This is a genomic window from Bradyrhizobium sp. (genome assembly GCF_030697065.1).
Classification (GTDB): domain Bacteria; phylum Pseudomonadota; class Alphaproteobacteria; order Rhizobiales; family Xanthobacteraceae; genus Bradyrhizobium.
Genome location: NZ_JAUYQU010000188.1, coordinates 1 through 10,956, shown reverse-complemented (window position 1 = coordinate 10,956; position 10,956 = coordinate 1). Strand labels below are relative to the sequence as shown.

Sequence of the window (10,956 nt, the reverse complement as noted above, 5' to 3'; positions counted from 1 at the left end):
TCGCAGCCGATGATCGGCTGGATGCCGTAACCGGCCATCTTGTCGGAGAATTCCAGCGCCCCGAACATGTTGTCGGTATCGGTCAGCGCCAGCGCCGGCTGGCGGTCGGCCTTGGCCAGTTCACCGAGCTTCTGGATCTTGATCGAGCCCTTCAGCAGCGAATAGGCGGAATGGACGTGAAGATGGACGAATCCGGCATTGGCGACATTTGCCGAAGGTTTTGAAGTCATGGACGTCAGCGATCATCTGGCATGAGGGAGGCAGGCCGCCCTCGCAGGGCCGACTCGCGTCCCGATGGTGATGCCTGGCGCCCGGCCTGTCCACGCCGAACCGCGCCACAGGCCCCGGCATCCCCGCTTTCCTGCCGGGGGTGCCGCCTGGTCCGTCAGGACCTCACAGCTGGGGAATGAGCTGCGCCCAGACCGCGATCATCCCGACAAACAACGTAAGCGACGCCAGCGCCGCAGCCTCTTCCACAAACGTCTTCAACATGTCCGCCTCCTGACAATGGAACATATGAAGAACATTGTTCCTTTTTTGTTCTTCGGAGTCAAGAGGGCGATTGGCCTGTCTGGATCACCGGTGGCCGATCTATTGATGGACCTGTTTAAGGAGAACGGAACCGGAATAGCCGTTCCGTCAATGGAAACCGTAAAACTACGGGGATCGGGAGCCTCCCAAACGTGATTTGCCAGTTATTTCCGTTTGGGTTTCTTTGAGCCTGTCACCATGAGAAAGGGACAACCGATGATTCTTCGTCTTACCGCTGCAATCTTCGCTTTCGCCGCGCTCGGCACCAGCATCGCCGCTGCCGGTTGCTGCCCCTGACGGCCGACTGCACAGCTTGACCGAGGGAGGCCGCCTGGTTGGCGGCCTCTTTTTGCCGTTCGCGTTTTTGGTCGCCACATCAGGAACGAACGTCCGCCAGCCGACTTAGCCATGCAAGACCGGGTGCATCCCCCAAGGCATCCGAGGAAATACTGGACGGTCTCAATCCCTCGGGTTGGGGCCGTTTCTTTGGTTGGGGCCGTGACCAAGTCACACCGCCCCAAATTCCCGCTGCGCTGTTCGAACTTTCGCCGGTTTTGAATGCGTCATTGCCGTTCTGGCAATTTGTACTTGAACGACCGGCCCGCCCGCGCTCTGCCTCAAGGCCGCAGGCTCACGGCGATCGAGGCCAGTTCGGTCGAGAGCGCGCGCACAGCCCTTTCCGCTTCCGCCGGCAGCTGTTCGAGACTGCATCCGAACGGGACTTCCAGACCGAGGGATTGCGAGGGATCGGATTCCCAGACCAGCCCGACATGGGATTTCCCCGCCGCCATATTGTGGCTGAGCGATACGATTTTCAGTCCGCCATGTTCAGCCATATTGCCTCCTGCCCTGCTGCCACTCTGCTGCGGGCCAATATGCGCCGACGGGGGTCGGGTTCAAGGCCCCGCCACTGTGCGGCTGACCTAAATCAACATGTCACTTTGGCAGCGGAACCAATTGATATGCTTGATGCGCTTGAACCCCGCGCAGGAACGTGAGTTGACGAAGCGCCGCCGGACCGGCTCTGGTTCCCGCAATGGATTCGACGACGAGCGGCTTGCTGCCGGGTGGAGGTATCGATGCGTAATTGGGTTGTGGCGCTGCTGGGCGCGGGCGGACTGGCAATGATGGGCGCGGCCCCGGCCGAGGCGGTCGGCACCCGCTATCCCTTCTGCATCCAGGGCGATCAAATTCCCGCGCTGAGCCAATGCACCTTCACCAGCTATGAGCAGTGCCAGGCCACCGCCTCGGGGCGGTTTCTCACCTGCATCGAAAATCCCTATTACAACCCCGGTCCCGAAGCCGATCCGCGCGCCATGCGCGGCCGCGAGCGCGGCCAGCCGGTCTATCCCCGGTACTGACGGCGGGTTCGAAGGAGGCACCGATGCGTAATCTGGCTTTGGCAATTGTGGCGCTGGCGACGGTCTCGGCGGCCGGACCGGCGGCGGCGCAGACCTACGACCCGGCCTATCCGGTTTGCCTGCACGTCTATGGACGGATCACCTATTACGAATGCAGCTTCACCTCGCTGGCCCAATGCGCCGGCTCGGCCTCGGGCCGCTCCGCCCAGTGCGAGATCAATCCCTATTACGCGGGGCCCCGGCGCCCCCAGCGGCAGCGGCGGACCTACTGATCGGGTCCCGCGGCGATCGCTTCGCGAGCGCATAGAGCCAGAAAAAGGTATTATAGTAGGGTTGCTCATTCATTGCATGGGGTTGTTTTCAACATTTTCGGTTGAGGCCCCCGCCGGCAGGTTCCACTGCCCCTAATCGAGCTCGACGACCTTGCCTTCGGCCAGCGACACCCGGCGGTCCATGCGGCCCGCCAGTTCCATATTATGGGTCACGATCAGCATCGCGACGCGGGTCGCCTTGACCAGTTGCATCAGCGCCCCGAACACATGATCGGCGGTATGCGGATCGAGGTTGCCGGTCGGCTCGTCCGCGAACAGCACCCGCGGCGCGTTGGCGACCGCGCGCGCGATCGCCACCCGCTGCTGCTCGCCGCCCGACAGTTCGGAGGGCCGGTGCTTGATGCGTTCGCCGAGGCCGAGATAGGCCAGGATCTCGGTGGCGCGCTTGACGGTTTCGGCGCGCTTGAGGCCGCGGATCATCTGCGGCAGCATGACGTTTTCCAGCGCGGTGAATTCCGGCAACAGCCGGTGCGACTGGTAGACGAAGCCGATGTCGCTGCGGCGGATCATGGTGCGCTCGATGTCGGACAATTGCGAGGTCGGCGCACCTCCGACATAGACCTCGCCGTCATCGGGGGTCTCCAGCAGGCCCGCGATGTGCAGCAGCGTCGATTTGCCGGCGCCCGACGGCGCCACCAGCGCAACCGACTGCCCGGCCCACAGCGCGAGCCTGGCGCCGTCGAGAATGGTCAGCGTCTCCGCGCCCTGCGTGTACTGGCGCTTGATGTCGTGGAGATAGACAACCGGTACGTCTTCCGCCCCCTGCTCCATCTGGCCCTCACTCATACCGGAGCGCGTCGACGGGATCGAGGCGCGCGGCGCGCCACGACGGATACAGCGTGGCCAGGAACGACAGTGTCAGCGCCATGATCACGACCGCGGTGGTCTCGCCGACGTCGATCTCGGCCGGCATCTTGGAGAGGAAATAAAGCTCCGGCGAGAACAGTTCGGTGCTGGTCATCCAGGACAGGAACTGGCGGATCGATTCGATGTTCAGGCAGATCACCATGCCGACGAAGAATCCGGTCAGCGTGCCGACCACGCCGATCGCCGCCCCCGTGATCAGGAAGATTCGCATGATCGAGCCCTGCGAGGCCCCCATGGTGCGCAGGATCGCGATGTCCTGTCCCTTGTCCTTCACCAGCATGATCAGGCCGGAGACGATGTTCAGCGCAGCGACCAGCACGATCATGGTCAATATCAGGAACATGACGTTGCGTTCGACCTGCAGCGCGTTGAAGAAGGTCGAGTTGCGCTGCCGCCAGTCGACCAGAAACACCGGTCGCCCCGCCGCTTCGGTCACGGCCTTGCGGAAGCCGTCGATCCTGTCGGGGTTGGTGGTGAACACCTCGATCGCGGTGACGTCGTCCTTGCGGTTGAAATAGGCTTGCGCCTCCGGCAGCGGCATGAAGACGAAAATGCCGTCATATTCCGACATGCCGACCTCGAACACCGCCGCGATCTTGTAGGGTTTTATCCGCGGCGTGGTGCCCATCGGCGTCACCGCGCCCTTTGGCGCCACCAGCGTGATGCTGTCGCCGGCATGCAGCGACAATTGATCGGCCAGCCTGCGGCCGATGGCGACGCCCTGCCCCTCGTCGAAGCCGTCGAGCGAGCCTTGCTTGATGTTCTTGGCGATCGAGGTGAGGTTGACCAGATCGCCGGCGCGGATGCCGCGGACGAACACGCCGGCGGCATTGAACGGCGAGGAGCCCAGCGCCTGGCCGTCGACCACGGGGGCCGCGAGGCGGATGCCCTCGACCTGGCTGATGCGCTCGGCGACATCCTTCCAGTCGGTCAGCGGCGATTCCAGCGGCTGCACCAGGATATGGCCGTTGACGCCGAGGATCTTGTCCAGCAGTTCCTTGCGGAAGCCGTTCATCACGGCCATCACGATGATCAGGGTGGCGACGCCGAGCATGATGCCGAGGAACGAGAACCCGGCGATCACCGAGATGAAGCCCTCCTTGCGGCGCGCGCGCAGATAGCGTCCGGACAGGAGCCATTCGAAGGGCGCAAACGGTCGGGTTCGAACTGGCTCGCTCATGGCTTCATCCATAGTTCGATTTACAGGCGATTCGGGCTAATTGTGGCCGTCACGTCTGATATTCCGCCGCTGGGCGGTGGATAATTCGTCAAGACGTCAGCCGCGCCACGACGTCCGCCGGGCTCAGATTCTCCCGCGTCCCGTCGCTGCGCCGCTTCAATTCAAGCTTGCCGTCGGCGAGGCCCTTGGGGCCGACCAGAATCTGCCAGGGAATGCCGATCAGGTCGGCGGCGGCGAATTTCGCGCCGGCGCGCTGGTCGGTGTCGTCATACAGCACCTCCACGCCCCTGGCCTCGAGCTCGCGATAGAGCTTCGCGCAGGCCGCATCGACATCCTCGGCGCCCTGTTTCAGATTCAGGATGACAGCCTTGAACGGCGCCACCGCCTCCGGCCATTTGATGCCGGCGTCGTCATGGCAGGCCTCGATGATGGCGCCGACCAGCCGCGAGACGCCGACGCCGTAGGAGCCGCCGTGAACCGCGAGTTCGGCGCCGTCGGAGCCTGCCACCAGCGCCTTCATGGTCTCGGAATATTTGGTGCCGAAATAGAAGATCTGGCCGACCTCGATGCCGCGCGTCTGCACCTTCTTGCCGGCGGGCACTTCGCTGTCGAAACGGGCGGCGTCGTGCACGTCCTCGGTGGCGGCATAGACCGAGGTCCATTGCTTGATGATCGGGGACAAATCGCTGTCGTAGTCGATATCGTCGCCGGGCACCGGCAGATTGAGCACGTCGCTGTCGCAGTACACCGCGGACTCGCCAGTTTCCGCCAGCACGATGAATTCGTGGCTGAGGTCGCCGCCGATCGGACCGGTCTCGGCGCGCATCGGGATCGCCTTCAATCCCATCCGGGCGAAGGTGCGCAGATAGGCCACGAACATCCTGTTGTAGGAGCGCCGCGCCGCGGCCTCGTCGACGTCGAAGGAATAGGCATCCTTCATCAGGAATTCGCGGCCGCGCATCACGCCGAAACGCGGACGCTGCTCGTCGCGGAATTTCCATTGAATATGATAGAGATTGAGCGGCAGGCTCTTGTAGGACTTCACATAGGAGCGAAAGATCCCGGTGATCATTTCCTCGTTGGTCGGCCCATACAGCAGCTCGCGCTTGTGCCGGTCGGTGATGCGCAGCATTTCCGGACCATAGGCATCGTAACGGCCGCTTTCGCGCCACAGGTCGGCGAGTTGCAGCGTCGGCATCAGCAGTTCGATGGCGCCGGCGCGGTTCTGTTCCTCGCGCACGATCTGCTCGATCTTCTTCAGCACCCGGAGGCCCAGCGGCAGCCAGGCATAGATGCCCGCCGCCTCCTGCCGCATCATGCCCGCGCGCAGCATCAGGCGATGCGAGACGATCTCGGCCTCCTTCGGATTCTCCTTGAGGATGGGCAGAAAGAACCGCGACAATCGCATGGGGACACCAGAAGAATCGGGGGGGACACGGGGTGTGCGCCAGTGAAACCGGATCGGCTGCGAAAACACAAGGGCGGGGTCGGAAAAACCCGCCAGAACAGCGGATTACGCGTCACTTTTGCCAGACCAATTGACCTTGCGATTAAGGCGCAAACGCGGCTTTGCCAATGACGTTCCGGAATTCCGAGCGTCTTCAGCGCGCGGGCACGTCGAAATCGTCTTCCAGCGTGATCTTCTCGAAATCCGTTACCAGGGCGTCGATGCGCAGATGCCAGCGGCCGGCAAAGGGGATCGCGACATCCCGGACCGACCAATGGCCGTCGGCGCCCAGCACGGCCTTGCGTTCGAACGGCTCGATGCCGCGCTCCGGCAGGCTCAGTGTCAGCGTGGCTTCCTTTGCCGGCAGCGGCGCGCCCTCGCCGTCCATCAATTGCAGGACAAAATGATCGATGCCCACCTTGCCCGGCGAAACCAGCACCTGGAACATCGCCTTTCCGGTATGGATGTGGATCGCCAGCGGCGGGACGACGGCCGCGGCCATTACGCGCGGCGGCGGCGTGAAGCGCCATCCGGCGACGACGGCCAGAATGGCCAGGGCGATGACGCACTCCGCCAGAACCGATCGACGCAGCGGCCTCGTGTCGCGGGGATCGGCGGCCAGTGCCGGGGTCAGCCGAAAACGGTTCAGCGCCGCCAGTCCGAGCAGCGCCGCGACCAGCGCGAGCTTGACCGACAGAAGGATGCCGTACGGGCTGCCGATCAGCGCGCCAACGCTGCCGAGTTGCACGATGGCCAGCGTGAGCCCCGACAGCACCAGCAAGGCCACGACAAAGATCGCGGCACGCGAGAACCGGTTCAGCACCGGCAGCAAGGGTTGCGCCGGTCTCCAGGCCATCGCTGCCAGCGGCGCGAGTGCGCCGACCCAGAAGGCCGCGCCCACGCCATGCAGGAACACGGCCGGGGCGGTCAGCCATTGCGGCGTCGCCGTCGCGGCATGCCCGCTGGAGGCGAGCGACAGGCCGACGCCGGCCAGCGCAAACGCCGAGAACGTCGTGGCGATAGCGAGGGTCCGGCTTCGCACCGCCACGATCCCGAAGCCCATCGCCAGCATCGCGATCAGAAGGGAATGCAACAGGCTGGTTGCCGCGGCGGCCCGCCACGGCGCCGCCGTCAGCAGGCTGACCGCCGGCAAATCCAGCAAATCGAGGCCCTGAAGCCCGAGCGCCGCCGCCGCGCTGACGAGGCCCGTCAGCAACGCGGCCTCGATCAGTCGCGCCGCTGCGGGCATGCGGCCGATCCAGCCGGTGAAAAACGCGCCGCCGACTCCCACCAGCAGACCGAGATAGACCCCGATCCGCGCCAGCCAGATCAGCGCGTCGACGAAGCCGGCTTTGGTCTCGATTGCCGCCGCCCCGGTCGCGGCGCCGATCGAGAACAGCATGGAGCCCGCGACCGGATGGCCGTCTTCCGAGGTGACGCGGTAGCTGACGACCTGGGTCCCGCGCGGCAGGTTGCCCGGCAGCGTGACGGTGATGGTATCGCCGGCGACGCGCACCGTCACGTCGTCGCGCGCCGTGCCGGCGGCATCGATGACGCGAACCACTGCCGGCGTTATCGCTTCGTTGAAGCGCAGTTGAACGGACTTCGGCGCCAGCGTCAGAATACTGCCGTCCCCGGGTTCGGTCGAAACCAGCGTGGCATGCGCGGATGCACCGGTAGCAAGGCAGAGAACTGCCAACAGCGTCGCCAGGCCGGCGGTCAGGCGCATCCGCTTTCCGCCCTACGGTTTCGGCAACAGCTTGACGCCCGGCGCCGGCGACTTGTCGTCATGGGAATGGCCTGCGCCTTTCGCCGGAATCTCGATCCAGCGGCTGACCCCCTGCTCGCATTCCTGCACCACCGGGAAATACAGCGTGGTGTTGGGCTTGAGGCCACCGGTCAGAAAGGTGTTCATGACGAATTCGTCGTAGTGAGCGTCGGGCAGCTTGCCGCCGCTCCACACCACTTCCTTGACACCTTCCGAGAATTTCTTGCCGTGAAAGCTGTACTCGGCGGCGTATTTTCCGCTGATCGCCTCGACGCTCCAGCCGGCTTTCGGCATCGGTTTGACGGCGATGACGCCTTCGGGGATCTGCACGCGGATCCTTGTCGTCGGCGAGCCGGCGCAACCATGCGGCACCATGAATACCGCCTTGTAACCGGCACCGATGGTTGCCTGACGATTTTCCAGCGACACATGCGCGCTCGCCGGCAACGCCACGAGCGTGGCGATGGCGGCGGCAATGGTGGTTTTCGACATCACCGGCCTCACTTTTTCATGCCGGAATGGCCGGGTGCGTGTTTGATGTCGTGACCGCCGGAATGACCCGCGCCGGCCGGCGCCTGCGCGCCCACGCCCTGTACATCGAAAGAGACCTTTACCTTGCCGGCCTTCTCGAACTCGAGCGTGACCGGGACCTTGTCGCCCTGCTTGAGCGGGCCCTTGAGATCCATCAGCATCAAATGATAGCCGCCGGGCGCGAGCTTTACCGTCTTGCCGGGCTCGATGACGAGTCCCTTGTCGAGCGGACGCATCGTCATGACGCCGTCCTTGACGGCCATCTCGTGGACTTCGAACTTGCCCGCCACATCGGCGGAACCGCCGATCAGCCGATCCGCCGCGGCTCCCTTGTTCTCGATGTTGAGATACCCGCCGGCAACTTTCGCCCCGCCCGGTGTGGCGCGGCTCCAGGCCTGACTGATCACGAGATCGCCGGCCTTGACGTCCTGGGCACCCGCGGGCGCGACCATCAGCGCTGCGAATGCAATGGCGTAGCTAAGCTTGCGTGCGGCTTGTTTCATGTTTGTTGTCCCTTGTTGCTTCCGTAAACGAGTGAGTTGCGAGTTGATCTTCCTGGTCCGCGGCCCATTCACCACCTTGCCTTGGCGCCGACATAGACGGCACGTCCGCTGCCGGGTTCGAACAGCGGCGACGCGGCATTGGCCCGGTCGATGATGCTGGCGGAAGCGATATATGCCTTGTTGCCGATGTTCCTGGCTTCGGCATAGAAGGAGTAGGTGCCGCCGTTGTCGACCCCCGCCTTCAGGCCCCAGATCGCATAGGGTTCGGTCTTCAGTGTGTTGGCGCTGTCGACGAAATAGGACTCAGGCACCCATTCCAGATTCGGACCGATGTAGAAGCCAGTCGGGTGCTTGTAGAGCACTTCTGCCCGCAGGTAATGACGCGGCGCACCAGGCAGCTGGTTGTTGCCGAAGGTCCGGTCATTGTCGAAGCGGAAGTCGTTGAACGTATAGGCGAGGTTCAGCCAGATCTTGTCGGGCGCGGAGCCGTTGTTGAAGATGCCGCGGATGATCGCGGCGCCTGCCCCGGCCTCGATACCCTGGTGAATGGTGCGATCGGCATTGGTGACGTTGCAGTTGCCGAAGGCGCTGTAGAGGCATAGCAGTTCGTCGCGGATGTTGGCGCGATAGGCCGTGACCTCCCAGGCGTAGTCGGGCCGCTTCATTCGGGTTCCGATCTCAGAGGTGGTGGCGATCTGCGGGCGGATGCTGGTGAAGGGAATGAACGGAATTCCCGGCCCCCTCGAACTTTCGCCAAAGCTCGGCACCTCGGCGCTCCGCGAGATGTTGGCGAAGACCTGCCAGGTTGGATCGATGTTCCAGAGCAGACCGGCCTTCGGCGACCAAAGATTGAACTCGGTCGCCCCGGAAGCATCACCATCGGTGAGGAAACGATCCTGCCGGTTGCGGCTTGCGTACAGGAACTGGGTTCCGCCGATCGCCGCGACGTTGGGCAGGAAGTAGAAGCTATCCTCAATATAGAAGGAGGTGTTCTTGGAACGATCGATCGAGGACGAGAGCAGCGCACCCTTCTGGCCGCCGATATTCGCAAACTGCCGGTTGTCGATGTTGCCATTCACGACGTTGACGCCCGCAACAAGCCGATTCCGGAAGCCGCCGATGAACCGGTCATCGGTGATCTTGGCGAAGCCGCCATAGTCCTTGTAATTGTAATCCAGCCATTGAAAGATCGGATGCATCAGGTGGCGGTCGACCGCGAAGGCGCCGACATCGACAATCGTATTGTCGAAGCGAATCGTGGTCTTGTTGGCGATGCGGACGGTGTCGAGGTTGCGTTGCCAGTCGTTGAGGACGTTGGCTGCCGCCGCGGTCTCCGGCGAGGTGAGTGCGGAGGTTTTGGTGACGGCGCCGGGAATGCGCTGGCGGATTTGGTTGGCGTTCAGGTAAAACCGAGTCTCGACGTCAGGCGAGAACTGATAGCCGACATTGCCGCTGATCCGCGTGGCATCCCCGTTGCTGTGATCCCTGAAACCGTCTGATGCCTGCGTCGAGGCGGTGACGAAGCCATCCCATGGACCATTTGCGCCGCCGGCATTGGCTTGCAGCCGCCTGAACCCGAACGCGCCCATATCGGCCGACACCCCGTTCGGAAAGGGATCGCGGCCGGTGGCCGTCACGAAGTTGATGGCGCCGCCGAGCGAATTGGCGCCGAACTGCAGCGCGTTGGCGCCCTTGTAGACCGCGACATATTTGTAGGCGGTGGGATCGATTTCCTGGAAATCGCCATAGCCGTCGGCGGTGTTGATCGGAATACCGTCCATGTAAAGTTGAACGCCACGCAAATGGAAGTTGCGCGACAGGCCGGACCCGCGGATCGAAAGCCTCAAGTCGTCGCCCCATTTCGGCTGCGCGAACACGCCTGGAACATAGTCCAGAACGTCCTTGATGGTGTTGGCGACGGTCGAGTTCCGGTATGCCTCGGCGGGGACGATGGCAACGCCGCCGGGTGTATTCTGAATGTCGCGCAGCGCCTGGTGCACGGTGAGGACCGTCAGCGCGGGTACCCTCGCCCCGTCGCTCGCGACCGGAGCCGCGGGGGGATTGCTGGCTCCGGAAACCCGCGCTGCGCGCGCGCGACTGCGCTGCGCCGGACGGGCCGCTTCTGCGCGCTTTTGTTGAGGGGCGTCGATGGTAACGGGCGGCAGCGGCGATTGCGGACTGGTTTGCGCAGAGGCGGAGACGGAAACGATCGCGGCGGCGGAGGCCAGCAAAAAACTGCGCGCAAGCACGCCCGACATCTGATGGGGACGGGACATTTGATAGTCCTGACGCCGACGCGGCGGCCGGCCAGATCAACGACACTATTCGGCATGGCCTGAGCCACACCGGATCACGGGAGTGTTTTCGTCGTCAGGAATCCGAAGGAGGCGCGCGGGCCTGGGCGTGCCACCCGGGCCGGGGACCGAACCGTTCAGG

11 protein-coding genes are annotated in these 10,956 nt (G+C 63.8%); 2 read left to right on the top strand and 9 right to left on the bottom strand.

Features of this window, described 5'->3' with window-relative positions:
• Positions 1 to 230, bottom strand: a 230-nt coding sequence (locus Q8R73_RS14460; RefSeq protein ID WP_305720228.1) for a PHP domain-containing protein, incomplete at its 3' end; no start/stop codon positions are given.
• Positions 231 to 1,148: 918 nt separating this feature from the next.
• Positions 1,149 to 1,367: a hypothetical protein gene (locus Q8R73_RS14455; protein ID WP_305720227.1), complete on the bottom strand. Its 219-nt coding sequence runs from the start codon at positions 1,365 to 1,367 to the stop codon at positions 1,149 to 1,151.
• A 243-nt stretch (positions 1,368 to 1,610) separates the two neighbouring features.
• Between Q8R73_RS14455 and Q8R73_RS14450 the strand changes: the two genes are divergently transcribed.
• Entirely contained in the window at positions 1,611 to 1,892 is a 282-nt protein-coding gene (locus Q8R73_RS14450; RefSeq protein ID WP_305720226.1) for a DUF3551 domain-containing protein, read from the top strand.
• A 23-nt stretch (positions 1,893 to 1,915) separates the two neighbouring features.
• Positions 1,916 to 2,164, top strand: a complete 249-nt coding sequence (locus Q8R73_RS14445; protein WP_305720225.1) for a DUF3551 domain-containing protein — start codon at positions 1,916 to 1,918, stop codon at positions 2,162 to 2,164.
• Positions 2,165 to 2,296: 132 nt separating this feature from the next.
• Here Q8R73_RS14445 and Q8R73_RS14440 read toward each other — a convergent pair whose 3' ends face one another.
• From Q8R73_RS14440 to Q8R73_RS14410, 7 genes are all read right to left on the bottom strand, one after another.
• Entirely contained in the window at positions 2,297 to 2,995 is a 699-nt protein-coding gene (locus tag Q8R73_RS14440) for an ABC transporter ATP-binding protein (RefSeq protein WP_305720230.1), read from the bottom strand.
• A gap of 7 nt (positions 2,996 to 3,002) precedes the next feature.
• Positions 3,003 to 4,283, bottom strand: a complete 1,281-nt coding sequence (locus Q8R73_RS14435) for a lipoprotein-releasing ABC transporter permease subunit (protein WP_305720224.1) — start codon at positions 4,281 to 4,283, stop codon at positions 3,003 to 3,005.
• Between the two features lie 76 nt (positions 4,284 to 4,359).
• Complete coding sequence (gene proS, locus Q8R73_RS14430; protein WP_305720223.1) at positions 4,360 to 5,679, bottom strand: proline--tRNA ligase; 1,320 nt, start codon at positions 5,677 to 5,679, stop codon at positions 4,360 to 4,362.
• A gap of 193 nt (positions 5,680 to 5,872) precedes the next feature.
• Positions 5,873 to 7,447 carry a CopD family protein gene (locus tag Q8R73_RS14425; protein ID WP_305720222.1) on the bottom strand — a complete coding sequence of 525 codons (1,575 nt, stop codon included), beginning with the start codon at positions 7,445 to 7,447 and terminating at the stop codon, positions 5,873 to 5,875.
• Positions 7,448 to 7,459: 12 nt separating this feature from the next.
• A complete protein-coding gene (locus Q8R73_RS14420) occupies positions 7,460 to 7,978 on the bottom strand; it encodes a YcnI family protein (RefSeq protein WP_305720221.1) in 519 nt (172 codons plus the stop codon).
• Between the two features lie 8 nt (positions 7,979 to 7,986).
• A complete protein-coding gene (locus Q8R73_RS14415; RefSeq protein ID WP_305720220.1) occupies positions 7,987 to 8,520 on the bottom strand; it encodes a copper chaperone PCu(A)C in 534 nt (177 codons plus the stop codon).
• 68 nt (positions 8,521 to 8,588) lie between these two features.
• Complete coding sequence (locus Q8R73_RS14410; protein WP_371126101.1) at positions 8,589 to 10,796, bottom strand: TonB-dependent receptor family protein; 2,208 nt, start codon at positions 10,794 to 10,796, stop codon at positions 8,589 to 8,591.
• Positions 10,797 to 10,956: the final 160 nt, after the last annotated feature.

Bases quoted from the DNA above. Each gene is read 5' to 3' on its own strand.
- Q8R73_RS14435 (WP_305720224.1), bottom strand. From the start codon at position 4,283: ATGGATGAAGCCATGAGCGAGCCAGTTCGAACCCGACCGTTTGCGCCC.
- Q8R73_RS14455 (WP_305720227.1), bottom strand. From the start codon at position 1,367: ATGGCTGAACATGGCGGACTGAAAATCGTATCGCTCAGCCACAATATG.
- proS (WP_305720223.1), bottom strand. From the start codon at position 5,679: ATGCGATTGTCGCGGTTCTTTCTGCCCATCCTCAAGGAGAATCCGAAG.
- Q8R73_RS14420 (WP_305720221.1), bottom strand. From the start codon at position 7,978: ATGTCGAAAACCACCATTGCCGCCGCCATCGCCACGCTCGTGGCGTTG.
- Q8R73_RS14415 (WP_305720220.1), bottom strand. From the start codon at position 8,520: ATGAAACAAGCCGCACGCAAGCTTAGCTACGCCATTGCATTCGCAGCG.
- Q8R73_RS14450 (WP_305720226.1), top strand. From the start codon at position 1,611: ATGCGTAATTGGGTTGTGGCGCTGCTGGGCGCGGGCGGACTGGCAATG.
- Q8R73_RS14425 (WP_305720222.1), bottom strand. From the start codon at position 7,447: ATGCGCCTGACCGCCGGCCTGGCGACGCTGTTGGCAGTTCTCTGCCTT.
- Q8R73_RS14440 (WP_305720230.1), bottom strand. From the start codon at position 2,995: ATGGAGCAGGGGGCGGAAGACGTACCGGTTGTCTATCTCCACGACATC.
- Q8R73_RS14410 (WP_371126101.1), bottom strand. From the start codon at position 10,796: ATGTCCCGTCCCCATCAGATGTCGGGCGTGCTTGCGCGCAGTTTTTTG.
- Q8R73_RS14445 (WP_305720225.1), top strand. From the start codon at position 1,916: ATGCGTAATCTGGCTTTGGCAATTGTGGCGCTGGCGACGGTCTCGGCG.